General features: G+C 46.7%; 23 protein-coding genes and 1 pseudogene. 12 read left to right on the top strand and 12 right to left on the bottom strand.

Annotated features, from left to right (window positions below; all coding sequences use genetic code 11):
* Nucleotides 1-54: 54 nt before the first annotated feature.
* On the top strand, nt 55-618 hold the full coding sequence (locus tag ACH19P_RS02495; RefSeq protein WP_462156950.1) for an RNA polymerase sigma factor: 564 nt from the start codon (nt 55-57) through the stop codon (nt 616-618).
* Nucleotides 581-943 carry a hypothetical protein gene (locus ACH19P_RS02490; protein ID WP_462156949.1) on the top strand — a complete coding sequence of 121 codons (363 nt, stop codon included), beginning with the start codon at nt 581-583 and terminating at the stop codon, nt 941-943. The genes ACH19P_RS02495 and ACH19P_RS02490 overlap by 38 nt, the downstream gene beginning before the upstream one ends.
* Here the strand turns inward: ACH19P_RS02490 and ACH19P_RS02485 are convergent.
* Complete coding sequence (locus tag ACH19P_RS02485) at nt 940-1,323, bottom strand: MAPEG family protein (protein WP_462156948.1); 384 nt, start codon at nt 1,321-1,323, stop codon at nt 940-942. The two genes, ACH19P_RS02490 and ACH19P_RS02485, sit on opposite strands and share 4 nt — an antisense overlap.
* Nucleotides 1,320-1,511 (bottom strand): hypothetical protein, encoded by a 192-nt coding sequence (locus tag ACH19P_RS02480; protein WP_462156947.1) that lies wholly within the window; start codon nt 1,509-1,511, stop codon nt 1,320-1,322. The genes ACH19P_RS02485 and ACH19P_RS02480 overlap by 4 nt, the downstream gene beginning before the upstream one ends.
* A gap of 43 nt (nt 1,512-1,554) precedes the next feature.
* On the opposite strand from ACH19P_RS02480, the gene ACH19P_RS02475 reads away from it, so the two are divergent.
* Both ACH19P_RS02475 and ACH19P_RS02470 read left to right on the top strand, forming a co-directional pair.
* On the top strand, nt 1,555-2,409 hold the full coding sequence (locus tag ACH19P_RS02475) for a lipase family protein (protein ID WP_462156946.1): 855 nt from the start codon (nt 1,555-1,557) through the stop codon (nt 2,407-2,409).
* Between the two features lie 10 nt (nt 2,410-2,419).
* Entirely contained in the window at nt 2,420-3,520 is a 1,101-nt protein-coding gene (locus ACH19P_RS02470) for a DUF4785 domain-containing protein (RefSeq protein ID WP_462156945.1), read from the top strand.
* 50 nt (nt 3,521-3,570) lie between these two features.
* Here the strand turns inward: ACH19P_RS02470 and ACH19P_RS02465 are convergent, their stop codons facing one another.
* Complete coding sequence (locus ACH19P_RS02465) at nt 3,571-4,029, bottom strand: GNAT family N-acetyltransferase (protein ID WP_462159297.1); 459 nt, start codon at nt 4,027-4,029, stop codon at nt 3,571-3,573.
* A 40-nt stretch (nt 4,030-4,069) separates the two neighbouring features.
* Nucleotides 4,070-4,507: a nuclear transport factor 2 family protein gene (locus tag ACH19P_RS02460; protein WP_462156944.1), complete on the bottom strand. Its 438-nt coding sequence runs from the start codon at nt 4,505-4,507 to the stop codon at nt 4,070-4,072.
* A gap of 106 nt (nt 4,508-4,613) precedes the next feature.
* On the opposite strand from ACH19P_RS02460, the gene ACH19P_RS02455 reads away from it, so the two are divergent.
* On the top strand, nt 4,614-4,790 hold the full coding sequence (locus ACH19P_RS02455) for a hypothetical protein (protein WP_462156943.1): 177 nt from the start codon (nt 4,614-4,616) through the stop codon (nt 4,788-4,790).
* A 91-nt stretch (nt 4,791-4,881) separates the two neighbouring features.
* The gene (locus ACH19P_RS02450) at nt 4,882-5,754 is read left to right on the top strand and encodes a multidrug transporter (RefSeq protein WP_462156942.1); all 873 of its coding nucleotides are present in this window, start codon (nt 4,882-4,884) and stop codon (nt 5,752-5,754) included.
* A gap of 139 nt (nt 5,755-5,893) precedes the next feature.
* On the opposite strand, the gene ACH19P_RS02445 is transcribed toward ACH19P_RS02450, so the two are convergent.
* Nucleotides 5,894-6,217, bottom strand: a complete 324-nt coding sequence (locus tag ACH19P_RS02445; protein ID WP_462156941.1) for a hypothetical protein — start codon at nt 6,215-6,217, stop codon at nt 5,894-5,896.
* A gap of 164 nt (nt 6,218-6,381) precedes the next feature.
* On the opposite strand from ACH19P_RS02445, the gene ACH19P_RS02440 reads away from it, so the two are divergent.
* Complete coding sequence (locus ACH19P_RS02440) at nt 6,382-6,939, top strand: helix-turn-helix domain-containing protein (RefSeq protein ID WP_462156940.1); 558 nt, start codon at nt 6,382-6,384, stop codon at nt 6,937-6,939.
* Between the two features lie 33 nt (nt 6,940-6,972).
* On the opposite strand, the gene ACH19P_RS02435 is transcribed toward ACH19P_RS02440, so the two are convergent.
* From ACH19P_RS02435 to ACH19P_RS02425, 3 genes are all read right to left on the bottom strand, one after another.
* A complete protein-coding gene (locus ACH19P_RS02435; RefSeq protein ID WP_347391520.1) occupies nt 6,973-7,290 on the bottom strand; it encodes a DMT family transporter in 318 nt (105 codons plus the stop codon).
* Nucleotides 7,290-8,822 carry a GNAT family N-acetyltransferase gene (locus ACH19P_RS02430; protein WP_462156939.1) on the bottom strand — a complete coding sequence of 511 codons (1,533 nt, stop codon included), beginning with the start codon at nt 8,820-8,822 and terminating at the stop codon, nt 7,290-7,292. The genes ACH19P_RS02435 and ACH19P_RS02430 overlap by 1 nt, the downstream gene beginning before the upstream one ends.
* A gap of 69 nt (nt 8,823-8,891) precedes the next feature.
* Entirely contained in the window at nt 8,892-9,800 is a 909-nt protein-coding gene (locus ACH19P_RS02425; RefSeq protein ID WP_462156938.1) for a LysR family transcriptional regulator, read from the bottom strand.
* Between the two features lie 124 nt (nt 9,801-9,924).
* Between ACH19P_RS02425 and ACH19P_RS02420 the strand changes: the two genes are divergently transcribed.
* The 3 genes from ACH19P_RS02420 (at nt 9,925) to ACH19P_RS02410 (ending at nt 16,211) form a co-directional block, all read left to right on the top strand.
* Nucleotides 9,925-10,773, top strand: a complete 849-nt coding sequence (locus tag ACH19P_RS02420) for a type 1 glutamine amidotransferase domain-containing protein (RefSeq protein ID WP_462156937.1) — start codon at nt 9,925-9,927, stop codon at nt 10,771-10,773.
* Between the two features lie 14 nt (nt 10,774-10,787).
* Nucleotides 10,788-11,942, top strand: a complete 1,155-nt coding sequence (locus ACH19P_RS02415; protein ID WP_462156935.1) for an iron-containing alcohol dehydrogenase — start codon at nt 10,788-10,790, stop codon at nt 11,940-11,942.
* Nucleotides 11,943-12,038: 96 nt separating this feature from the next.
* Nucleotides 12,039-16,211, top strand: coding sequence for a DEAD/DEAH box helicase (locus ACH19P_RS02410; protein ID WP_462156933.1), 4,173 nt, complete (start codon nt 12,039-12,041; stop codon nt 16,209-16,211).
* 73 nt (nt 16,212-16,284) lie between these two features.
* Here the strand turns inward: ACH19P_RS02410 and ACH19P_RS02405 are convergent, their stop codons facing one another.
* On the bottom strand, nt 16,285-18,108 hold the full coding sequence (locus tag ACH19P_RS02405) for a fasciclin domain-containing protein (RefSeq protein ID WP_462156932.1): 1,824 nt from the start codon (nt 18,106-18,108) through the stop codon (nt 16,285-16,287).
* 289 nt (nt 18,109-18,397) lie between these two features.
* Here ACH19P_RS02405 and ACH19P_RS02400 point away from each other — a divergent pair, with 289 nt between their 5' ends.
* Nucleotides 18,398-19,264 (top strand): DUF417 family protein, encoded by an 867-nt coding sequence (locus ACH19P_RS02400; RefSeq protein WP_462156931.1) that lies wholly within the window; start codon nt 18,398-18,400, stop codon nt 19,262-19,264.
* A gap of 56 nt (nt 19,265-19,320) precedes the next feature.
* Here the strand turns inward: ACH19P_RS02400 and ACH19P_RS02395 are convergent, their stop codons facing one another.
* Together ACH19P_RS02395 and ACH19P_RS02390 are read right to left on the bottom strand one after the other, a co-directional pair.
* On the bottom strand, nt 19,321-20,250 hold the full coding sequence (locus ACH19P_RS02395) for an SPFH domain-containing protein (RefSeq protein ID WP_462156930.1): 930 nt from the start codon (nt 20,248-20,250) through the stop codon (nt 19,321-19,323).
* Between the two features lie 63 nt (nt 20,251-20,313).
* Nucleotides 20,314-21,195, bottom strand: a complete 882-nt coding sequence (locus tag ACH19P_RS02390) for an MBL fold metallo-hydrolase (RefSeq protein WP_462156929.1) — start codon at nt 21,193-21,195, stop codon at nt 20,314-20,316.
* 229 nt (nt 21,196-21,424) lie between these two features.
* Here ACH19P_RS02390 and ACH19P_RS02385 point away from each other — a divergent pair.
* Nucleotides 21,425-22,488 (top strand): annotated as a pseudogene (locus ACH19P_RS02385) (GGDEF domain-containing protein).
* Here the strand turns inward: ACH19P_RS02385 and ACH19P_RS02380 are convergent.
* Complete coding sequence (locus ACH19P_RS02380; protein ID WP_462156928.1) at nt 22,481-24,739, bottom strand: penicillin acylase family protein; 2,259 nt, start codon at nt 24,737-24,739, stop codon at nt 22,481-22,483. The pseudogene ACH19P_RS02385 and the gene ACH19P_RS02380 sit on opposite strands and share 8 nt — an antisense overlap.
* Nucleotides 24,740-24,985: the final 246 nt, after the last annotated feature.

Below are 24,985 nucleotides of genomic sequence, written 5' to 3'. Positions count from 1 at the left end.
AATCGACACATGCACACTCTTTATCGTTAATACACAATCATTTTTTGAGCACGGATGCAGCTAAATCTAACAATAATTCGCGCCCAAGCGGGATGTGAAAAAGCCTTTACTCAAGTCTATGAAATCTTCAGCGCAACAACCCTGAGTTATCTTTCTCAATTAGGTGTGCAGCGGCAAGATCTTGATGATGTGCAACAACACATATGGCTGAGTGTGTATAAACAGCTACACACTTTATCCTCACCCTACGCTTTCAAGCGATGGCTACTTCGTATTGCCCATCACTGTGCCTATAAAAAATTTAAAGAGCCTAAAGAGAGTGAAATTACAGAAGACTTAATGGCCACATTCACTTTCCAAGACGAGCACTTAGATAACGAATATAGCCTTGATATGCTCGACGTGTTACCGCGACATTTCAGGGAAGCAATTTACTTATTTTATTGGCTAGACCTGAGCTGTGCTGAAATTGCAATGATCTGCGATTTACCCACGAATACAGTTAAGTCGCGCCTCTTTCATGCCCGAAATAAATTAGCCGATTCGGCACACATCAAACATCTAAAACAGGAGCGTTCTCATGACGAACCAACTCAATCCGTTACTACAACAAATTAATCGCGATAAGAAAATTTACGTCACCATGCTGGGCATTAGCTTCATTGCTTGGCTAAGTACGTTGGGGTGCATGCTATTTATTGGCTACACTGAATACCTTGAATATCTGCGTATACAAAGCGGGTTTAGCGTTGGGATGGCAAAAAAAGCCGACGTTAATGCCGCGCTTGCAAGTTTAGGCTATGTCGCTCTGGGCATTTCAATGATGGTAGCTGCACTGACCACTGTCATCGTGCTAGTTCGCCAGCGCAGCGCGTCTTTGCAAGACATACAACTGCGCTTAGCTCTTGTTGAGGAAATGATTGCCAGCAACAACGGGCGTTAAATACTCAACGCAATCATCGCAATTGGGCAGGCCAGCGACACTGCCCAAATGAGTGAGCGCAGCGCATGCCAGTTATACCAATAACACACACAATACAGCGCTCGAGAGACCAAGTAAGTGATAGCGAGCATATCGATAACACTTCCCTGCGTATTCGTACCGAGCACGACCGCAATAGCCACACCAAATACAATTAACGACTCAAAACTATTTTGGTGCGCAGCTAACGCGCGCGCGCCGAAGCCGGTTAATGCCTGCTGCTGTGCTCGAGGATGACGGTTGTCATAACCTCCTTGAGCATTTTGTGCCCACGCCAAAGGCGCCTTAGCAATGAAGGGGATTAAACACGCAATTAAGGCGCAAATTACCACTGTACTCATTGTTCACTTTCCTTATTGTTTTTGTCATTGTGCGTGCGTTTTTTACCAAGCTCAATGCCCTTATCTTCATTATTTATATTTTCGCCAAAAACCAATGACTTGGTATTAAAAACGACACAAAGGTTAAATATTTGTAAATTATTTCTTGCATTTGTACCTATTTGGTCTATTTTCTGATCGGAGGTCACTCCTCCAACCTGATAGATATAATTACAATCAACAGGAACACACATGAAATTTAAATTACTCTCAACCCTTCTGGCACTAGGCTTAAGTCAAAGTGCGATTGCGGCTCAAGGGGTCGCCTTTGTCCATGGCACTGGCCAACAAACTGACGCCTATAACGACTATTGGACAGGAAGTTTCGTTAATACCGTACGCCAAGGACTGCCCAACACCAGTAACTACACCGTGATTAACTGCGATTTCGAACAATACATGTGGACCAGTGGCGCCGCAGGTTGTTTAGCGAGTCAGCTCACGTCCTTTATCAACAATAAAAATATCACTGAGCTCACATTGATCACCCACTCAAACGGCGGCAACGTGGTGCGTTGGATATTATCTAACCCGACTTGGGATAGCCGTTACCCCAATATCATCAATAAAGTCACTCGCACCATCGCATTAGCACCATCAAGTGGCGGTACCCCTTTGGCTGATGCTGTAGTTGCAGGTAATTCGTTCGAACAAAGCTTGGGCTGGCTTTTGGGCTATGGCAACGACGCGGTAAAACAACAACAAGTATCGTGGATGGCATCCTATAACGCGCAGTGGTTGTATGGCACGCCGAATCGCCCTAGCTTACCTTCTCACTTCGAAACGGTGGTGGGCAGTGACGTAGACTCTGCAATCTGGGATAGCGACAGCTACTGTGGTGGCTATCAAAACCAGGTGGCGCTCGAAGTCACCCAAAATTGGCTAGATAGCTGTTCCGATGGCTTCCTAAATTGCAGCTCGCAATCACTCGCGGGTGTACTGTGGTTTAAAGACAAGTCACGCACTCGTGGTAGTGAACCACTGAGCCACCAGCAAAGCCGCCGCAACTGCTTTGGCTTAGCAGATATGCTGAAGAACCGAATCTAGGAGCCCAATAATGAATAATAAAATAACCACTTTGTGCGCTGCTATGATGCTGACCAGCACAGGCGCACTTGCCAACGTAGATGAACAAACCGTCTATCAATTCCCACAAGTGCAAACGGCACCGGCAACACAATTACAAACATTGGAAAAAGACAGTGTAGAGTATTGGCAGCAGGTATCGGGTAAAGAGCTCAAGCGCGGTGTGCCAGTGTTTGTGCACCAAGCTGACCACCTTATTCGCGTTGCCCCTAAAGCACGCTTTGAAAACGGCGAAGTGATCAAGCCTTATGATCTGCAGCTGGATAAGTTCTCTGTGCGTGATGCGAACAGCCAAAAACAGTTGCCTATGCAAGCGCTTGCGGCTCGTCAGCAGATGCAAGAAGCGGGTTTTAGTGATGGCAGCGTGGGCTTAAAACTTGGGCAAGTGAATGGCAAAGGCAAACCCATGCTGCAAACCAGTCAAGCACTCAATGACAACGATATGTATCTCGTACACGTAATTGAAAAGGGCTCGAGTAACGCCTTGAACGCCAGAACAGCGTTCAAATTGCAGCAGCACCAACAAAAACTAGCGATGCACTTAAGCATGGGACAACAGCGTTTTAAAAACAAAGACGTACAGCTCACGCTGCTTAGCCCTGAAGGTGAACACATTGCGGCTAGCTATCAAAATGGTGAAGCCATCTTTGCACAACCGCTTAGCTATGTTGGCGCAGCCCAAGGCTACTATGAACTCGAAGCCACAGTGGATACCGTTATCAATGGTCAAGCAGTGAAGCGTTCGGTGAAAATGCCCTTTGTGCAATCAGAGCAAACCATCACTATGCAAAACGCCAAGGTGCAGTCGCTCGGCAAAAACCGTTATCAAGCAAGCGTGCCAGTTGTAGTCGAAGATGATGGCCGCTATGCCATCCGCGCAACGCTCACTGGGCGTAGCGATAACGGTGAACGTGTTCGGTTGGCGACAGTGGAAGTGGCAAAAGCAATGAGCGGCAGTGACACATTCGTCATGCCTTTCACCGCCTCAACCGCTGCAAAGGCGCCGTTTGAGCTCGTTGATATCGAATTAACAGACCAAACGCGAATGTTGAAGTTTGCACCTGGGCAATAACATTTCGTGGTTGTGACCAACCTTAAAGCCGGCCTAAATCGCCGGCTTTTTTATTGTAACTCAAGACGCATAAAGCGACTGTTTGGATCGAGTTGATAATCCGCAAACGGCGCGCAGTCGACAAAGCCAAACTTTTTATACAGCTGATGCGCGGGCACAAAATAATCCTGCGTACCCGTTTCCAAACTAATGGTGTTGAACCCTTGCGCTGTTGCGAAGGCATAGATGTGGCGCAATAATAACGAACCTACCCCTTTGTTTCTGTGCTCTGTTGCAGTGCGCATTGATTTGAGTTCCGCTTCAGAATCGCTTAAACGTTTGAGCGCGACACACCCCGCCAGTTCATCACCACTCCACGCACTGAAAAAAGTGATATCCGGCGATTTAAGCGCATCCACATCCAATGCGTGAACACTCTCAGGTGGCGAAGTAGCATGCATATCTGCAAGGTGCTCATGTAATAAGGCGATCACTTCCCCTGTGCTAAGGTCGTCTAGTTTTATTTCCATCATGAACACACACCTTATAAATAAATTGAGCAGTTATCAGTTAGTACCGCATTGTCCAACTGGCGATCTTGTTATCTTTTACCACAATCAGAAAATTGGCGGCACTACTGTAACCATCATTGTTTTCATACACACCTTTTACCACCACGTTATTACCATCAACACTGTATTCAGGCTCAATAACATGGCCTTCAAGGTCGATGATGTCTGACTGCAGCCAACTCCAAAAAGCGTCCCCTGTTTTTTTGCGTGCGTACCAACGTTGATATTCTTGTGTGGCATCGTCAGCGAACACAGCTCTGATCCGTTTGGCATCGTGCACATTCATAGCGCTGATCAGCTCTTTTACCAACTCCTCAGCACTATTTTCTCCAGCTTGCGCTTGCAGGCTAAGTACAACAATACACAGCAAACTGATCATCCGAAATAAGGAATTCTTGAGAGCCATTACGCCTGCATATTTATTACTTTTTCGCATATTCACGTCCATTTTTTATAATACAATCAAAAATATAGTTGCTTAACTGTATTAATATAGGGTACAAATTTAAATGACCGCAAGCTGAACATCAGGTTTTTTTAAAATGGATAAATACGTACTCGGATTTACGGCAGGAGTGTCTGTTGTCCCATTCGCCTACTTAGTGGATAAAATTCATGGTGGTACAGAGTTTTACGTATCCTTACTCGTTATCCCAAGCCTTGTTGTCGCTATTACGGCGTTTATTGCCTTCAAAACAGACACCAACAACGACGATTAATATTTCAAGTGAATAATGAATATGTAAAATCCTCATTCGCCAGTGTTTTACTACCATGGTATGTTGGGATTTTCATTCTTCAAAAACTTATATGGCTTGGATCTTATTCACTTTTTTGGCGGCTTTTAGCCAAAGCTGGCGAAATGCCCTACAAAGTAAATTAAGCCAACACACCGCCAGTCTTGCGGTCACTCTAGCGCGCTTTATCCTGGCTGGCCCTATTGCAGCTGTGTACCTCGCTGCGCTGTATCACTTTAATCCAGCACCTGCTTTACAACCCTCTAACTCCTTTGCTTTTTACATTGTCGGCGCTGCTGTTATGCAAATCATCGCCACCGCTTTGATGGTGAGACTGTTCAAGATGAACAACTATGCCGTCGGCGCCGGACTGGCCAAAAGCGAAGCGCTCGTTGCTGCAATTCTGGGGATGTTGTTTTTTGGTTCTGCCCTGAGTTTACTCGGATGGTTCGGTGTTATCTTGGGTGCAATTGCCGTTATGCTGCTCAGTGGGCCGAGTATTCGTGGTTTGAATTTAAAAACGGTGTTGATGGGTTTGGCCTGTGGTACCAGCTTCGCCCTGACTTCATTGTGGGTGCGCGAGGCAAGCTTATCCTCTGGATTGATGTTTCCGCACAGTGCCGCTTGGGTATTGCTACTGGTGATCAGTTTGCAAACCTTGATGTTGCTTCTTTATCTTGGCATTAAAAACAGAGCAGCTCTTGTGAGCCTGTGGCATCATAAAGGCTTAACCTTGTGGATAAGCCTGACCAGCTGTATTGGCTCGATTGGTTGGTTTAGTGCTATGAGTTTACAGCATGTGGCTTATGTAAAGACGCTGGGGCAAATAGAGGTGTTCTTCACCATAGCCATTTCCTACCTGTGGTTAAAACAACCGGTAAAACGCCGCGACAGCGCAGGCCTAGTGCTTATCGCCTTAGCCGCCATCGCGGTGATGTGGGGATAAGAGCTATTCGCTAGCCAACCAAGCTCGCGCAGCTTCAATATTGTCGAAACGTTTACCAATTAACTGCATAAACACGAGTTGATCACCTACTTGGCTACTCATAAACAAACCTTGGTCTTCTGGTATCTTATCGCTTTCACTACTTGCCTGAAGCCAGTCTTGTTTTTTGATTCTTGTATTTCATATTCGCACTGTAGTGCGCACCATCTTCTGTTGGCATAAAAGTAATTGAGAGCATGTGCTTATCTTGCTCACCAATTTCGATCATTGCCTGCTTACCACCTTCAGTGATGAGCTTAGGTTGGTGCTCCAACTTTGCCCCAGCGAAAGCTTCAATCATATTCGGGGTCGATTGACTTGATTGTGTTCGATATATATCAACCTTAATAGCGACCAGAGGTGCGTCTGCGAACGCCGGTAACGCTATCAAGGTAAAGAGTAGGGTTAACACGTGCTTTTTCATTTTTCATCCTTGTAGGCTTATCAAGTTTCTAATGCTAATGCTATTTACCGCACGCTTTCCACCTAACCATATAATATTCCTAATATTCTTACCTATGAATTTGTATTCCCGTCTATGCATTCATAGGCTACTAGGTCACAATAAAAGAAAAAGTAGGCGCGAACGTGGAACTAGCCAAGCAACTTTTAAAACTACGCAAAGAGCAACAATGGACACAAGCATTTGCTGCACGAGAAATAGGTATTCAACAGTCTTATTTATCCAAGTTGGAAAACGATAAAGTAATACCTTCGCCTGAAGTGTTGGAGAAGTTAGCTCAGGCTTACGGTGTTACAGCGAACACCCTGCTCCCAACAGCTGAGGTCCCTGAGGCAGAATTTCCTACCCTATTATTGATTGTCAGTTTTGTGTTGTTTGTATGCTCTGTTTCAATGTGGGCCTGTGCTAAATTCGAGATTGTTTACCCACAAACCTATTACACATACCAATTCAAAAGTAATCATCAACACCAGACCCTAAGTGGCTATCACCTTACTCAAGAATACTTGGGGGAAGCCGCAATGAGTGAAGACAACAGTACCCACTACCAATTTGTTGGTGAGCGCAACATTAGCCGAGATGAAAACCGCTGGTTATATGCTTTGAGCACAATATTGTTTGTTATCACAGCATGTTTAATCTTAATGATGTTGGTATTAAAAAAGAGAATTTGGCGCCATTAAATGTGTGATGCAAACTTGTATATACAATATCTATTAATGCGCCAGCTTTAGCGTGATCACTCCAGCAATAATAAGTAACACCCCGAAATAACGCATCAGTGAACTGCTATCCCCATAAAAGAATACCCCTACTAAAAAGGTACCTGCGGCGCCGATGCCCGTCCATACTGCATAAGACGTCCCCATAGGAATCGTCTTTTGTGCAAGCCAGAGTAAAAAGCCGCTGATTGCCATGAACACCACCGCCATAACGATGCCCAACCAACGAGTTTGTGGCTCCTGCGCGAGCTTTAAGCCAACCGGCCAACCAATTTCAAATAGGCCAGCGAAAATAAGGTATACCCACGCCATTAGTTCTTCCCTCTAATGAGATTCACACTGTATAAATCGTTGCGGCGATCTTTGAGGTTACGCACCGTCCCCTCACTGTGGAGAATTTTCAATTTATCCATGTCTAAATCAGAAAATAGCAGCATCTCGGTATTCGGTGTTGCTTCATTTAAACAAGCATCATGGGGGAATGAAAAATCCGACGGCGTGAGTACCGCGGCTTGTGAGTACTGCACATCCAAACTTTCCACTTCTGGCAAGTTTCCTACACTGCCAGCAAGCACCACATAACATTCGTTTTCGATGGCACGCGCTTGGGCGCAATGGCGCACACGCAGATAGCTATTCTTGGTGTCAGTCCAAAATGGTACGAATAAAATATCCAACCCCTGCTCAGCGAGAATACGCGACAACTCGGGAAACTCCACATCGTAACAAATCTGAATACCCACGCGCCCAGCATCCGTTTCGAACACAGCGACACTGTCGCCGCCTTGAATAACCCAATCATTGGCTTCATGCGGAGTGATATGTATTTTACGTTGCTCATCCACCTTACCACTGCGGTGGCACAAGTAACTGACGTTATAAATGATGTCGTTTTCGGCTACAGGCATCGATCCAGTAATAATGTTGGCATTGTATTCAATGGCCATACGCGACATCGCCTGCACAAAAGTTTCGGTGTATTCAGCGAGGAAACGAATTGCTTCGGTTTGACTGCGATGCTCTTGCAAGCCCATTAAAGGCGCATTAAAAAACTCTGGGAAAAGAATAAAGTCACTTTGGTAATCAGAGACGGTATCAACAAAATACTCCACCTGCTTTAGCAACTCATCAACACTGTCGACTAGACGCATTTGCCACTGCACGGCACCAACACGCACAATCGATTTAGTGCTTTCTATTACAGTGTCAGTCGGTTCAAAAAGAATGTTGTTCCATTCTAGCAAGGTCGCATAGCCAACCGATTCCTCGTCTTCTGGCAGGTATTTTTTAAGTAGTCGCTTGACCTGAAAATCATTCGATAATTGAAATGTGAGAATAGGGTCATACACTTCCTTACGGTCGACCTTTTCGATGTACTCCATCGGCGACATTTGCTTGCTGTAGTTGTGGTATTGGGGAATACGCCCACCCGCTAAAATGGCGCGCAGATTATACTGGCGACACAACTCCTTACGAGCATCATAAAGACGCCTACCCAAGCGCATGCCTCGGTGTGTTGAGGAAATGGCAACATCCAGTCCATACAATGCATCACCGTTAGGGTCACTGAATACGCGGTCATGCGCATCAACGATGTCATCATAGGTGTGCGGGTTAGAAAATCGACTGTAATCAACTTGCACACTGAGTGCTAAACCAACGAGTTTGCCATCATCAACAATGCCGATTTGCCCTTCGGGGAACTGATCAATGAGCCTGAAAATTGTATGACTCGGCCACGCCCCTCCCAACTCAGGGTAAGCCTCATCCATCAACTGCTTGATTTCTGGATATTGCTCTTTCGATAAATTACATATCGCTAAATGGGTTTTCTCGAGGGACATTCTGACCTCCTAAAATTTGATTCCTTGTCATTGTGGCGATGATCATGACAAAACGAAAGGGGTGTTTAGTTATTCGCGATGAAAGGCATAGCGATTAATATTCGAAAACGCCATCATGATGTCGCGTGCGTAATTCACTCTCGGGTGCGCTAACGCCCCCTTGCGCCAGGCAAGGTAAATATTATTCTCGGGCCCTTCAGGACCTAAACTTACTAAGCGGCCGGTGCGCAAATCTTCATAACACAAATAATCTGGCAATACGGAGTAACCCACGCCCGTGCGCACAATGCCCGCTAGCGCGCGAATATCTGGGCACGTCGCAATAATCTGCGAGCGACAATGTGCTTTAAACACCACATCAAAGTATTCACGAATAAGTGGCAATTGGGTGTTATAGCTCACCACAGGCAAGGTATTGAGAAGGTTAGCATCAACCTCCTTGCTCGGCAGTGAATCAGCTAACAACTTATGTGTTACCAACATAAGCCTCTCACTATCGAGCACTTGGTAATCATACATCGTGCTATCAGGCAGTGACGCGGTGATCGCCAAATCAGCGGTGCCGTTATCCAATGCAGAATAAATCTGCTCTCGGTTGCCAGGCAGAATTACCACATCCACGTGACCCCCTTGCAGTAAATTCGCCAACTGCGCAGAGGCCACATAACTGATGTATTCCGCTGGACCTGCTAAAGTAATGGTGCCTCGAACTTCATTGGAACGACTGCGCGTCGAGGCCATTTTTTGTTCTATAGCATCAAAATGGCCGCCAATTTGCGCCGCCAGTTCATGGGCAAGGTTGGTCGGTTCCACACCACGATGACGACGAGTGAACAGCGCTTTACCAACCGTCGATTCCACACTTTGAATATGCGCGGTCGCTGCGGGCTGTGAAAGGCCAAGATTCTTCGCCGCACGTGAGATGTTCAAACAGCGGTAAACTTCAACGAAGGTTCGTAATTGCACAAAGTAAGACATAAAGTGATATCAGATATATTATACCTAACCCAAATTAAACTGAATTCTACTTATTATAGAGCTTAGCTACACTGTGTACATTGTTTATGCATTGGTATCAACACAGTCAACTAAGGAGCGACCTATGCGCTTTGGAAAATTAACAGTCCTATTAGGGGCAGTACTGGCTTTCGCAAACCCAAGCTTTGCCCAGCAGCAAAAAGAGCAAGTGCTGGTGCTGCTTTCAAGTGAAACTCAGATGCAACTTGCCGACGGCAGCCAATATGAAACCGGCTACTATCTTAACGAGTTCGGCGTGCCAGCTGATGAACTCATTAAAGCAGGATACGAACTGGTACTGGCAACACCCAAAGGCAATGCACCTGCGGTGGACAAAAACTCTGAGCAAGCCATGTATTTTGGTGGTGATGAAGCAGAAATGGCACGCATCAAAAATGTGATTGCCAACATAAAAGGTATTGACGACACTCATACGCTCACAGAAGTCATAGAAAGTGGCTTAGGTAAATTCAGCGGGGTGTTTATCCCTGGCGGTCATGCACCTTTGATTGATTTAGCTAACAACACGGACGTTCGCACCATTTTGCAGCATTTTCATGAGCAGAGTAAGCCAACAGCCGCAATTTGCCACGGTCCTATCGCCTTGTTGTCAGCACAGCAATCACCTGTTGAGTACGAGAAAAATATTGCTCAAGGGGCAGACGCTACGGCCACAAACTGGCTGTATGATGGCTATAAGATGACCATTTTCTCAAACCCTGAAGAAGCCATTTTTGAAGGTTCATTAAACGGCAAGAAGCTACGTTATTACCCAGCAAAAGCCATGAAAACTGCGGGCGGCAATATGGCATTTGCGAGCGAATGGCAACCGAATGTAGTCGTAGACCGCGAACTTATTACAGGTCAAAATCCTTTTTCAGACAAACAATTAGCGAAAGAACTTATTTCAGCGCTGAACCAACGCAGTCAATAATAGGCGGTATAACTATGTTGAATTTTGAATTTAAAAACACCACAGAAATTCTATTTGGCGAAGGCCAAATCAAGCAAATTAAAGAGCGCTTAAAGCCAACTGACACTATTTTATTTTTATATGGCGGCGGCTCAATCAAGAAAAATGGCGTGTACGATGATGTGATCAACGCGCTAGAAGGCTTCAACTATGTTGAATTTGCCGGTGTGGAGCCGAACCCAACATACGAAACACTGAGCGAAGCGCTGAGTGTGGTTAAAGAACGCAATGTTACCTTTATCCTCGCGGTAGGCGGTGGCAGTGTGATCGATGGCGCGAAATATATATCTGCTGCAGCGCATTACGATGGCGATGGTTGGGATATACTAGTTAATGGCGCAGAAGTAAAAAGTGCACTGCCAATTGGTGCCGTCTTGACGCTACCAGCAACAGGCTCTGAAAGTAATGGCAACTCAGTAGTTACCAAGAAAGCAACGCAACAAAAGCGTGCCTTTGGCTCGCCAATTGTGCAACCTGTTTTTGCTGTGCTTGACCCAACTTACACCTATTCACTACCCAAGCGCCAAGTAGCTAACGGTGTAGTCGATGCGTTTGTGCATGTGATTGAGCAATACCTCACCTACCCTGTGAATGCACCTCTGCAAGATAGATTTGCTGAAGGCATTCTCTCAACGCTGATTGAGCAAGGCCCATTAGCGTTAACAGAGCCACAAAACTATGACGTGCGCGCTAATGTGATGTGGTCTGCAACTATGGCGCTGAATGGCTTGATAGGTAAAGGGGTGCCACAAGATTGGGCAACGCATATGATTGGCCACGAACTCACTGCCTTGTATAACTTAGACCACGCACAAACGCTCGCCATCGTACTACCTGCGTTGATGTTCGAGAAAAAAGCGCAAAAACGCGAAAAAATTCTGCAATTAGGTCGTCGCGTGTTTGCCATTGAAAACGCCGACGAAGATGCGCTGGTTGATGCCACAATCAAAGCCGTTCAAGACTTTTTCGAGCAGATGGGTGTTAAAACGCGTTTAGGGGATTACGACTTGGGCGAGCATGCTGTAGACGAAGCGATAGCCAATCTAACGCGCAACGGGTTGCAAGCGTTGGGTGAGCATGGCGACATCACACCGGATGTAGCAAGCAACATCCTCAAGCTAGCACTATAAATCCACATCAATAAGGCCGCATAGCGGCCTTATTACCCTTGCCCATCATTGCCCTCTTTGGTAGCGTGTGGCTACCCAATTTAACTCCCCTACATCATGCACTTTATTACCGTCACAGCAGAACAAAACGATGCGATTGCCTCACTGTTGCATTGCTTTAACGAATGCTCTTCTCAACATCAGCATATCGCGTTGGCGCTGGCGGTGATCTATAAGCCCATTGAGGCACATGCCCTCTCGCGCATGATAGAAAACCTAGATTTGCCTGAATTACAGGGAGTGAATGCCAAAGCGATCAAGCATTTCATAGCCGATTTATGTGAACTCGATTTGGTGCAAAAAAGTCGCCACGGCTTCATCATTAATCGCCTAATCGCCAACACCTTGGTGAAGCGTTGTCTTGCTAAAAACCTCTATGTTGCACTGTTAACCGCAGCAGAAAAAGTCGCGCCTGTGCTCAGTAGTTATCAGTGGGAAGACAACACCGCAGATAAGCGCCGCTTGCTGCGCGATATGTACTTTTTAGGAGAGCAAAAACGTGTCGTTGAGCTGCTCAGTCTGCCTAAAAATCCCATGGCACTTGATTGGCAGCAAACACCCGCGCTATGCAGCGTGTTGTTTTATCCGTTTAACTTGGAGGAATTCGCAGCCCTCGACGCACGCTTACAATATCAAGCGTTTGCTACGCTGCTCGCTGCACACCGGCAAAAAGGCCAAAGCACAGCGCAACTTCTGCATTGGTTACACCAAGCCTGTGATGCGTTGCCACACAATAGGTGGCTGCAGTATTTAAAGGCCGAGCAGTACCTGTTCAGCGGTGAGCTTAGCAAACTTGAACAAACCTTAAATGACCAAGACACCTCGACATATAGCTTATTACTGCAAGGCTGTGCCGCGCTGTTAAACCAACACTTTGCCAAAGCCAAAGGGCTGTTCGAGCAGGCGCTAGATGAAAAAAACCGTTATCAAAAACGCAAAAAGCCCTATTTAGAGGGTGTTTATGGCATTTTCTATCAGCTAACTTTGCTGGCCATGGGCAAAGGACAAGACAAATCCACCTGGCACACGCTGCTACTGGAGCTGGATCACCAACAACAAGATAAACGCCGTGGTGACTTTGCACTGTCTATTGACTTGGTCATGCGCCGCGTATTACTGCACTTGCAAGGGCGCGATACTTACCTATTTCGCCAAGATTATTTGGGCTATTGCGAGCGCGAGGGACTGAATTATTACCTGTACGTGTGTTTTGCACTCGCTGCTTACACATGGACAGTGCGCACACCAGAGCCTTGGCTATTAAACCTCAAAGCCGATGCGGCACGCTTTTTCGAACACATTCAGTGGCCGCTATTTGCAAACTTTTTAAAGCAAATCGAGGGCGATTCGCTGAATTTTACGTTTAATATTACCCAACTTATGCGCGCTCAAGAAAGCTGGGATCTCGCCCTTGAACAACTATTGGCACTGGACTCGCCAGCCAAAACTGCCCACGTGGAACCCTGCCGCGTTGTGTGGCAATTGGAAATTGGCCGCTTTGATGCCAGTCTCAAACCCAAAGAGCAAAAACGCACAAAGCAAGGCTGGAGCAAAGGCAAGGCATTGAGCTTAAAACGCTTATTGTCTGAGCCCGAGGCGTTCTTACTGAGCGACCAAGACCGGGCGATTTGTGCGCATATCGACACCCTCACCGGCAATGATTATTACCGCAGCAAAGAATATCGTCTGAATTTAACTAAAGCCCTACCTGCTGCGGTGGGGGCCGACAACTTGATCGACGCTGATGGCCGAGCACTCGAACTCACGCAGCGTGAACCGAGTATCCGTATTGTCGCTCATGGCGACGATTTAAGCGTGAGCATAGCTAATCTACCGACGCTCAATGGCGAACCTGAGCCCCCTATCGTAAGCATCAAGCTGATACGAGACGGCTTAGCAGAATTCAGCATATTTAATGCAAATCACCTCAAGGTTGCGAAAATTGTCGGCGAATCTGGGCTGGTTATCCCCAAGCACGCGAAGCACAAGGCGGTAGACAGTATTAAGGCAATCGCGCCGCTCATTAACATCGAATCGGATATTGATGGCATAGGTGAAACGCTCAGCCAAACAGATCCTGATAAGCACTTGGTGATTAATATCACCCCATTGAAAGAAGGCCTGAACTTTGAATGTGTGGTGATGCCCTTTGGCGAGCATGGCCCAGCGATGAAACCCGGCTTGGGGAGTCGTCATGTGAGTGCTCACATTAAAGGGAAACGCATCGCGCTAGAGCGTGATTTGGCGTATGAGCAAAGGTTACTAGAACAATTAGACCTACATTGTCATGACTTTCAAGCCATGCAAGATACACGTTTAGCACAAAGCGATTGGCAAGGCGCACTAGCAACGTTAGAGCAGTTACAACTGCTATTAGCAACGCCGCATAGCGAACTGCCTATTAAGCTGCGCTGGCCGCGCGGCAAAACACTGCACATCGCCAAGCAGCTTAAAAGTGAGAACATTCAACTCAGTATCAACCAGCATAATGAATGGTTTGATATTACCGGCAGCGCCACCTTTGACGATGGTAAGGTATTGGAGTTACGACAATTACTGGATGCTCTGGCCACCAGCGGCGGGCGTTTTATCACCTTGGAAGACAACCGCATTGTGGCGTTGAGTAAGCAACTTAAAGAACAACTTGATGTACTCACTGGAGCAGCAGACAAAGGCTTATACCACCCCCTTAGCAGCCGTCTTATCCGCGACCACACCACAGGTATGCGCATGCAAACCGTGCCCGGTTGGGAGCAGCTGCACCAACGCATGAGTGAAGCCAACAGCTTGAATATTAGGGTACCAAGTACCTTGCAAGCACAACTACGCGACTACCAAGCGGATGGCTTTGATTGGGCCATGCGCTTGGCGCACTGGGGAGCTGGCGGCTGTTTGGCTGATGACATGGGCTTAGGGAAAACGCTGCAAGCATTGGCGGTACTCGTTGCCCGCGCAGCCAAGGGGCCAGCACTCATCATTGCGCCAACGTCGGTGTGCTTTAATTGGCAAAACGAGAGCAAAAAATTTGCACCCACTCTCAAAATGCAGTTATTCAGTGAGCTTAAAACCCTTGAGGCGCAACAAGCGGCCATCGAGAGCAGTAACGCCTTTGACTGCTTGGTAATTAGCTACCAACAGATGCAACGCCATATTGAAACGCTTGAGAAAATACGTTGGCACACCATAGTGGCTGACGAGGCCCAAGCGTTAAAAAATCCGCTCGCCAAGCGTACGCGAGCAGCATACGCCCTCAAAGGCAATTTCCGCTTGATCACCACAGGTACGCCAATCGAAAACAACCTCACAGAGCTTTGGAGCTTGTTTAGGTTTGTGAACCCTGGGTTGCTGGGCAATTTAAAACGTTTCGGCCAACGCTTTGTAGTACCTATTGATAATCACGAACAAGAACCCGCTAAAGCACTCAAAGCCAAACGCGCGCTCAAAGAGTTAATCAAACCTTTCATCCTGCGCCGCCTGAAATCAGAAGTACTGACCGAACTGCCGCCACGAACCGACATTGACCAGCTGGTGACACTCAGTGACGACGAACAACATTTGTATGAAGCGCTGCGCCAAAATGCCCTTGAGCAAATGAGCGCGCTACAGGAACTCGATAACCCAGGTGAGCAGCGCATTGCCTTGTTAGCGCAACTCACAAAATTACGTCAAGCATGTTGTCATCCTCAATTAGTGAGCGCCAATAGCCTACTCACCAGCAGCAAGTTACATGCGCTCGGCCATTTGCTCGAAGAGTTACAAGAAAATCAACACAAGGCGCTGATTTTCAGTCAGTTCGTAGGTCATTTACAGCTCATTCGCGCATACCTTGAGGAGCTCGGAATACGCTATCAATACCTCGATGGTTCAACACCCGCAGCAGCGCGACAAGCCCGCATCGATGCCTTTCAAAGCGGTGAGGGTGACGTATTCCTGATCAGTTTAAAAGCGGGTGGCTCGGGTCTAAACCTAACCGCAGCAGACTATGTGATTCACATGGATCCATGGTGGAACCCCGCAGTTGAACAACAAGCCTCCGACCGTGCCCACCGCATCGGCCAAACTCGTCCTGTGACCGTGTATCGCCTCATCGCCAAAGGCACCATCGAAGAGAAAATTCTCGCGCTGCACCAACACAAACGCGAGTTGGCAGACAGCCTACTCAGTGATTACGACACGCCGCAGCAATTGTCGGTCGCAGAAATGATGGCCACCTTAAAAGACGTTTTCTAAGCCATAAAAAAGCCCACAGAAACGTGGGCTTGGGTGGTCGAATCAAATGGTCTATTTGAGTCTTTTAGTAGGATTATTGCGGTATTATCACGGTATCAATGACATGAATAACACCATTGTCTGTTTCAACATCCGCGGCCGAGACCAATGCATCGTCGATGTACAGCATGCCATCTTGTATAGACAAGCTAGCCATCGAACCATTTGCCATCTCCACCATTGGATTAGCTGAGTTGGCAACAGCGATTGCCGCCTCAGACATCACCGTTGTATCGGCAATCACGTGATACAACAGGATGTTAGCAAGCGCATCAGGATCCGCTAGTAAGGCGGCTAAGGTCGCTTGATCTAATTTCGCAAACGCTTCGTCCGTTGGCGCAAACACGGTGAACTGTCTGTCTAAATTCGCAAGTACCTCATCCAAACCAGTTACCTGCAGTGCAGTGACCAAGGTCGTGAAGTTACCAGCACCTACTGCAACGTCCACAATTGATTGCTGCGGCGGCATCAATACCGTATCAAGCACATGAATTACACCGTTTTCCGCTGCCACATTGGCTGCAATAACCTGTGAGTCATCGATGTATAGCATGTTGTCTTGAATTGATAGAGTTGCCATATCGCCATTCGCCATGGTGATCATCGGGTTGTCTGAGTTCGCGACTGCAATAGCGGCATCTGATTGCACTGTTGCATCTGGTAATACGTGGTACAACAGCAAGTCTGACAGCGCTTCGGCATCCGCAAAAAGCGCATCGACCGTCGCTTGGTTTAACTTTTCGAATGCCGCATCGTTCGGCGCAAATACGGTGAATTCACGGTCCATGTCAGCAAGCACCATGTCTAAGCCAGTGGTTTGCAGTGCCGCAACGAGCGACGTGAAGTTACCATCTGCCACAGCGATATCGACGATTGACTGCGCAGGTGCAGGCACTTGTACATCGCCAACGACCACAGTATCGAGCACATGAATGATACCGTTGGTGGTCATGATATCGGTCATGGTCACCGTTGCATCACCAAACTTGAGCGTGTCTGTTTCTGGGTCAATCATGATATCAATCATGTTGCCTGAAAGCGTCTCGGCTTGCATGCCGCTTAAGCTAAAAGCAGTCACCGCATCCACTTTGCCGCTGACCACATGTTGTAATAGGATCTCACTCAACACGTCGGTGTTAGCAAGCAACGTATTTATGGTTTCTTCACCCAAAGCCGCGAACGCATCGTCGGTTGGCGCGAACACGGTGTACATTTGGCTTTCGTCGCTCAAAGCAGTGACTAAATCAGCGGCTTCAAGTGCAGCTGCGAGCGTGGTGAAATTGCCCGCGGCGACAGCCGTTTCGACAATATTCATTGTCGGCATCTCGTCACTTTGCATCGGTGGCATGAGCACGGCATCAATCACGTGAATGACACCGTTAGATGCATAAATATCAACCATGGTGACGGTGGCGGTATTCACCAGCAAGTCATCACCAGACAGTGATAAGCCCACAGACGCACCGTTAACGGTCTCCACAGTTGAACCTGCTGCAGCGATTGCAGCACCGGACTCTACTCGTGACCCCAAAACATGGTAGGTCAGTATAGATGACAGTGTGTCAGGGTCTTCTAACAGCGCATTGAGGGTCTCTTCACCCAGCAGTGCGAACGCATCGTCCGTTGGCGCAAACACGGTGAACTGAGAATCCATGTCACTTAATGTCGCATCTAAGCCTGTCGCTTCAAGCGCTGCCACCAAGGTATCAAAGTCATCTGAGCTAGATGCAACTTCAACGACGGTTGTCAAAGGCAGCGATGGCGGCTCGGTGGGGCTTTTATCATCATCGTCGTCACTACATGCCGAAGTGAGTACCAACAAACTCGGTATTAGCAGTAATTTAAGTAAGTTATTCACGTGTTAATCCCTCATATGTGTAACAAGATAGCCTCGTTACTTACGCAATGGAGGACAAAAAGCGATCAAAAATTTATCTTATTTTTCGATTTATTTTACAAAAAGTCTGATTCGCCAAGCTAATCTCGATGATGGAATCGCCTCAAGGCAACGTTGACAACACCCGTTAGTAATCTGGATGAATCATGAAGAGTGCATTATCTGCGGGAAGACTTTTTGTGCTGCTGAGCATAAAAATGCGTTTGCACGGTCTTGTATGTCAATATTTGACGATTATCGGAAACAATTGATGGCTTTAAACAAAACCTTGTGTGTTGTTCGACTCCTAAGTGCACTCACCTTGTTAGCACTCGGGTTGTCTTTTGTGTTGGGGGCAAACCCTGGTGCGGCTGCGGGCATACTATCCGTATACCTAACGGATGGCCTAATGAGTCCTGAGACTGGATCATGTTTGATTGGTGTTGTGATGTTGCTGGCAGCAGGATCGCTATTCATGCATTATCGACTGCCTCTGTTCAAACGCACTGCATTTTGGCTTCTTGTTATTATCGCCCTTGTGCCATTGCTTACCTTGCTCAGTCACACTCGCTATATCGCCAGTGAAGGTGGGTTTCCGGTGATAGGGTCCGGGCAAGGGATCATTAAATACTTCGCCTTACTGGCACTGACATTATTTCTGTTTTGTCATCATCGTATTAGCAGCAACTTTCTGACTTGGCTAAATATTTTCCCAGTTGCTTTGGTCTTGTTTTGGATTGGTGGAATGAAGTTCGTGCCTCTCGAAGCTGAGGCTATCGTTACACTTGTAGAAAATTCAGTGCTTATGTCTTGGATGTATTTATTTTGGGATGTGCAAACAACGTCAAACCTAATTGGTATTTTTGATATTAGCTTTGCACTGTTATTAATTATATCTGTGGCCTCAAAGAAGCGATTTTTGGCATGGGTTGCCATCGTGTTTTGCGCCAGTGTATTCATCGTCACACAAACCTTTTTGCTGTCAACACCGGGGGCATTTGATAGTGCGACGTTATTAACTGGGCTTAGCCAGTTTATTATTAAAGATATGTGGTTTTTAGCTAATTTACTGGTCGTTGTTTACTACAACCAAACTTGGTTACTGTCTCGCTCGCATGCCACTGGAAACGCAGCTTAAGCAGGAAAAGGCAACGTACCAGCTCATAGATTGCCGGTACGTTGGCCACTATGTGGTTACTTTTCTTTCATATTCCAAAGAATACCTTGGTCAGAACCCATAACCGTAGTTGGCATTTGACCATTCCATTGCTGAGCACGAATGTATTCTACCAAGGTGGCATTGTTCTTAATGGCTTCTGCTTTTTTCTGCATCGCCTCGGCTTCAGCCAAACCTTTTAAGCGAATTGCTTCAGCCTGCGCCTCGGCTTCAACTTTAATGGCATAAGCTAAACCATCCGCTTTTGCTTTTGCTGCATCTCGTTGTGCATTGGCGGTATTTACTTCTTGTTGAGCTTGAAGGTTTTGACGCTCTAGTTTGTGCTTTTCTGCGGCTGCCAAGTTCTTTTCAGTTTGTTTAGTTTCAATCGATTGAATGTATTTAGGAGGTAAAACCAAGTCTTCGATTTGTGCTGAGTCGAGTTTTACAGGATACGTTTTCATTTCCTCTAACAGTAACTCTTCGATACGCGCAATTACTTGAGAACGGTTTTGAATTAATTCTTCTGCTTTGTAACGCGCCAGCGCATCCTTGGTTGCTGAACGTAATTTGGGGTCGAGGATACGACTCTCAAATTGGGTTAAGCCACCGTAACTTTTAAACAACTCAAAGGCTTCTTCGCGGTTTACCGTCCAGTTGATACTGACTTCTGCCTCTAGAGGCATTTGTTCGTGCGTTGCTGCACGCAGTTTTTCAACATTTTTACGGGTGCGGATTTCGAGCATTTCGACGGTATCCACAAAGGGTATTTTCGTATGTAAACCTGGGTTAACTTGCTCTGTCGCTTCTCCGAAGCGCTTGATGATGCCCACATGGCCTTCATCTACCGTATACATACTCTTAAATGCGATTAGCGCTATAACAAGGACGATAAAAAATGTACTTATTAAGCCTTTCTTTTTGCCGACCGTGGCTGAAATATCAGGTAGGTTATTATTGTTATTCATACTCGCTGTGCCTTAAACATATCCATCTAGAAACAGCGAGTATAAATTAAGCAGTAACAAATGTTAATTAATCTCGCCAGTTAGGCTGCGGTAAAACAACGTAGTGACGCGCTCTTTAGGGAGCCAACTAGCATATTCCAATTCAAGCGGAGCTAACGGGTCGGCTTTTAACACAGCGTCCAATGTTTGGTGCTCAGCAATGGCTTTTAGCATGATGCCTTTCGCTTTGCTTACAAGGTCGTGATAGGTCTGCAATCCTGCTTTGTTGCTCATAGGTCCATGGCCCGGAATGACTTGAGTGTCATCACCAATAGCATCCATCACAGTTTGGACTGCCGTGAGAATACCATCCACACTGCCGCCGCCATCGACGTCGACAAATGGCAAACTGCCCAAATTAAAATAGATATCTCCCATATGCACAACATTGGCGTTGTCAAAGAACACCACACTATCACCATCGGTATGGGCGTGCGCAAAGTGCTGTAAGCGCGCATGCTCGCCATTAAAATGCAGTGTCATATCTTCTGAGAAGCTGAGTCTCGGCAGAAAATCTGAATCGTCGCCATGCTTGGCTTGCAAACGCTTATGCACATTGTGATGGGCTATCACATGCGCGCCTGATTTTGCGAACACCTCGTTGCCGCCCGTGTGGTCGCCATGGTAATGAGTGTTAATCACAAATTCCGCAGCATCAGGGTTCAGTTCCTTGAGCTTAGCTTTGATTTGCGGGGCGAGTTTGGCAAATTGGTCATCAATAATGTAAGTGCCTTGTTGGCCTACATGCGCAGCGATATTACCGCCTTGGCCAAATAAGACGTAGAGACTGTCCGTGAGCTTTTGCGCTTTGATTTCGACTTCGTCAGCATGAGCTGTTGCCATTCCAAAGGTTATTGCGGCACTCGCAATTACACTTTTAAGCACGGAGGTTTTGTTCTTTTTCATTGTCGTTACCCTTGTCGATTGAGATTACTTCACTTTTACGCAACGATGCTCAGTGTAGCTCACAATCAAGTGTTACGTTGGCAACTTGCAATATTTCAATGCGTTGGAATTAACATCGTTAAGGAAGCTCGTTCCGCAAACTTCTACGCATGCACTATACTTTTTAACTTGGTGCAATAATGAGAGTGTCGTAGTGCCGCAAGCAAATGATCAGGCAACTGATAACTACATGGCTGAAAGCATCTTTGAGAAAGTCGAAACGCTCAAATTTGCTGTTATCACCAAAGTAGCTTATTTTGCTGGCGTAATACACGCGACGTTAATACCCACATTTTATCTCATCGGTGCCACTGAACTGGCCATACTTAACATTTTTAGTACCCTCGCATGGTTTTTCGGCATCCATTTAATCGCTCAAAAAAAACCCAGTCTGGGACTAAGGCTGTTTAGCGCTGAGGTTATCATTCACTCAGTGGCCTGCTGTTATTTTATGGGCACTGAAGCAGGCTTCCAGTTCTATCTATGGAGCATCTCTTGCATTTTGCTCGTTGATTACAGTATGAAAATGGGCAACGCCATTTTATATAGCGGCTCGCTCATTGTGACTTTCGCGTTGATGTATTTACTCTTTGCGAATAAGCCGTACACCTATGCACTTGCTGATTACGTGCAATTTATTGAGGTCGTAAATATTCTCATCGCGGGAATACCTATGATCTACACGCTGGCACTTATCCGCCGTATAGCTCTAGAACAACGCGGTGTTCTTGCGGAGATGGCAACCAAAGATTACCTCACTAATTTGTATAACCGCCGCTTCGCAAAAGAGTTGATTTACCGAGCGCAAAAGCGCTGCTTAGCGGATAATCAGGATATTTGCATTGCGATTGGGGATGTCGATCACTTCAAAGAAATTAATGATAAATATGGTCATGAGGTGGGTGATGCGGTGTTGCGAGAATTGGGTATGCTCCTTATCACACAAACTCGACCATCTGACATTGTTGCTCGCTGGGGGGAGAAGAGTTCATTATTGTGCTGCCCAATATCGCCATCGAAACTGCGTTAATGCGCATCGAAACCTTACGTTACAGTGTAAAAAACATCCAAATTGATGACCTGCCCGACGTACTTAAAATCTCACTCAGCTTTGGTATTGTGCAGTGGCAACGCAATGATTCACTGAGCACGGCGATAGCAAAAGCAGATGGTGCATTGTATAAAAGCAAGTATAACGGCCGCGACCAAACAACGGTCGCAGCAGCTACCTCTTCATTTACCCAAACTAGTTAGTGGGGCGAATTTCAATACGATGCGTGGCTTCACTTGGTAATAATGGTGCCGCCTGATGCGTTGCATATTGTTCATAACCTTCTCGATAGAACGGCGACAACGGATGTGCAGACTGCCCGCCCGGAACAGCCATGATTGCGTGCTCTAAGCGACCCGGCTGAGCAATAAAGCGCTGCGATGCACCAAATTCAGGTCGCTGCACTGCAGGCATAAAGCTATCACCAAAACCTTCGGTGACTGGCATATTAAGCCACTGACTTAGCTGTGGAATTTGTTTAGCAAATGGATGCTGTAATGCCATGGCATTAACCTTACCCCATCGCCAATTGGCCATATCATCACCGTGCTTTTCACGAATTCTTGCCAACGCTAAGTTAACGCTTTTTGACAGCAACTGCTGTCTCTCTGCAAGACCCCAAACACTTGGTTCTTCTAGGATCTGCCATGTTGCTGGCTCTAAATTACGACGAATAGGACCCAGTGTCAGGTCATGCTCACCGAGTTGCGACTCAATACTCGCGAATACAGTATCAATCACCGCACTGCGGAAATAGCGCACGAGGGTATATCCGACAGAATCAGCGCAGGCACAACCCTGCCACTGCTGCACGAGTTTTATATTGTTTTCACTGCCTTGTGCTTCGAGTGTTGCCTGCAACAAAGCATGCCACTTTGACAGGAATCGTGCTTCGTTGTCCAATTGTAGTGCAAGAAAATCTTGCTCATTAAATTGTGATTTCTCAAACAAGCGGTCTCGAATTTGCTGCTGTCTCGCGCCCAGTGCATAGCCACCATCGCCAAGACGGTCTAATTCTTGTGTCGAAATAACGCGGGCATTGCCAGTCCAAAGGCGACCATCTATTGGATTCATTACTCGCGGGCGTTGTGGCTCATTGTCGAACCAGGCTTGTTGGAAATCGGCTTCACTCATTGCCACATCACTGGGGTTAGTGCGCGCAGCAATGGCCCCCATAGGTTGCCAACCAATTTGCCCTTGGCTATCCACTACTACCAAGTTTTGCACTGGCATTCCAGCTTTATCAGCTATCTTAAATGCCTCAGTCACTGATTTAGCCGTAGCAAGGTTGGCTAACTCAAGGTTAAGTGCGTAGTCATAATGCCCCACCCAACTCAAGGCATAGCGCTGACCATTAATACTACGTACCGGACCATAATCGCTGGTAGGGAACGTATATGAATAAGCTTCCCCACCTTTTATTTTTATTGTTTCTTCCTCAGTGACCACATCGGCGTTGTCGTTTAAACGCACCCAGTCTGAAGTGTCTACATAGGCGTTGGTAAAACCCCACGCGATATGATTGTTACTGCCGACAACAATGGCGGGGGCACCGGGAAGGGAGACGCCAGTGACCTGCATGCCCGCCACATTCAATTGTGCGCGATACCAAATCACCGGCACCGCTAAGCCTAAGTGCATGTCGTCGGACACCATAGGCTGACCACTTGCGGTTAGCTCACCTGAGACGGCCCAGTTGTTGCTGCCCACCTCTTCGTTGGGGATGATTTCTGTGATCTGCGCACTCATTGCTGTGGTCGGTAAAGCTGGGATAGGTAAATCACGTAGCGGCAGTTCACTGCCATCAAGTGCTGCTTGATATTCGCTAGGTTGGGTCAAGAATTCACGCATCTCTACAGAGTAGAGTTGCTCAATTTGCTCCAACACCATATCGCGTTCAAAAGTACCCGCCTGCAAGTCTAAATACATGCTGTAGATTACCAGTAAGCTATCCACGGGTTGCCAAAGCTGCACATCTGCACCCGTGAGCAAATATTCGAAGCTTTTCATGGACTGTGCCTGCAACGCTTCGTTGACCCCTTGCGCATAGCGCTCTAGACGCAATTGCTGCTCAGCTGGCAACTGCGCATACATGCGCTCACTGCGTTTGCGAAGTTGATGAAAGCGCATTTTCTTATCCAGTTTCAACGCCGCTTCACCAAATAATTCGCTCAGCTCACCGGCGGAGTTACGGCGCAATAAATCCATTTGGAAAAAGCGATCTTGGCCATGAACAAAACCCAAACCATAAGCTGCATCAGCCATGCTTTGCGCGTCTATAATGGCCTGTCCCTGCGAATCTCGTTTAATCGTAACGACATTATCAATAGCGCTACTACTACCGCGACCATCTAGGGCTGGTAAACTCAATGACAGAACGCCGTAGATTATAGCTGTAGCAAACAGCAACAAAACGATGGCGGTGATGACTAGGCGCTTTCCCCATTTGAACATGGCTAACTTATCCGTATCTTTATGATTTTATTATTGTGAGCACTATTGTATGACATTTTTTGTGGTTTGTTGGCATTACCTCAGCGCAATTTGTTAACCCAACCAATAGCGTTGGTGCGCTAAGGGCTTTGCCACGATAAGAGACAAGCATCTCATTGCTTAAATAAGTGATGGCAATGACCCAACTATCACCCAATGAAAAGATGAAAATGACGTTCTTTGTTCTCGGAAAATCAGTGAGTAACT

It is taken from the genome of Pseudoalteromonas sp. GB56, from assembly GCF_054923835.1.
Note: the sequence above shows the minus strand (reverse complement) of the source record. Positions and strands in the feature narration are given on the sequence as shown.

Bases quoted from the DNA above. Each gene is read 5' to 3' on its own strand.
- ACH19P_RS02495 (WP_462156950.1), top strand. From the start codon at position 55: ATGCAGCTAAATCTAACAATAATTCGCGCCCAAGCGGGATGTGAAAAA.
- ACH19P_RS02400 (WP_462156931.1), top strand. From the start codon at position 18,398: ATGGCTTTAAACAAAACCTTGTGTGTTGTTCGACTCCTAAGTGCACTC.
- ACH19P_RS02420 (WP_462156937.1), top strand. From the start codon at position 9,925: ATGCGCTTTGGAAAATTAACAGTCCTATTAGGGGCAGTACTGGCTTTC.
- ACH19P_RS02445 (WP_462156941.1), bottom strand. From the start codon at position 6,217: ATGAAAAAGCACGTGTTAACCCTACTCTTTACCTTGATAGCGTTACCG.
- ACH19P_RS02395 (WP_462156930.1), bottom strand. From the start codon at position 20,250: ATGAATAACAATAATAACCTACCTGATATTTCAGCCACGGTCGGCAAA.
- ACH19P_RS02475 (WP_462156946.1), top strand. From the start codon at position 1,555: ATGAAATTTAAATTACTCTCAACCCTTCTGGCACTAGGCTTAAGTCAA.
- ACH19P_RS02490 (WP_462156949.1), top strand. From the start codon at position 581: ATGACGAACCAACTCAATCCGTTACTACAACAAATTAATCGCGATAAG.
- ACH19P_RS02390 (WP_462156929.1), bottom strand. From the start codon at position 21,195: ATGAAAAAGAACAAAACCTCCGTGCTTAAAAGTGTAATTGCGAGTGCC.
- ACH19P_RS02380 (WP_462156928.1), bottom strand. From the start codon at position 24,739: ATGTTCAAATGGGGAAAGCGCCTAGTCATCACCGCCATCGTTTTGTTG.
- ACH19P_RS02460 (WP_462156944.1), bottom strand. From the start codon at position 4,507: ATGCGAAAAAGTAATAAATATGCAGGCGTAATGGCTCTCAAGAATTCC.
- ACH19P_RS02455 (WP_462156943.1), top strand. From the start codon at position 4,614: ATGGATAAATACGTACTCGGATTTACGGCAGGAGTGTCTGTTGTCCCA.
- ACH19P_RS02450 (WP_462156942.1), top strand. From the start codon at position 4,882: ATGGCTTGGATCTTATTCACTTTTTTGGCGGCTTTTAGCCAAAGCTGG.
- ACH19P_RS02435 (WP_347391520.1), bottom strand. From the start codon at position 7,290: ATGGCGTGGGTATACCTTATTTTCGCTGGCCTATTTGAAATTGGTTGG.
- ACH19P_RS02410 (WP_462156933.1), top strand. From the start codon at position 12,039: ATGCACTTTATTACCGTCACAGCAGAACAAAACGATGCGATTGCCTCA.
- ACH19P_RS02470 (WP_462156945.1), top strand. From the start codon at position 2,420: ATGAATAATAAAATAACCACTTTGTGCGCTGCTATGATGCTGACCAGC.
- ACH19P_RS02485 (WP_462156948.1), bottom strand. From the start codon at position 1,323: ATGAGTACAGTGGTAATTTGCGCCTTAATTGCGTGTTTAATCCCCTTC.
- ACH19P_RS02430 (WP_462156939.1), bottom strand. From the start codon at position 8,822: ATGTCCCTCGAGAAAACCCATTTAGCGATATGTAATTTATCGAAAGAG.
- ACH19P_RS02415 (WP_462156935.1), top strand. From the start codon at position 10,788: ATGTTGAATTTTGAATTTAAAAACACCACAGAAATTCTATTTGGCGAA.
- ACH19P_RS02465 (WP_462159297.1), bottom strand. From the start codon at position 4,029: ATGGAAATAAAACTAGACGACCTTAGCACAGGGGAAGTGATCGCCTTA.
- ACH19P_RS02425 (WP_462156938.1), bottom strand. From the start codon at position 9,800: ATGTCTTACTTTGTGCAATTACGAACCTTCGTTGAAGTTTACCGCTGT.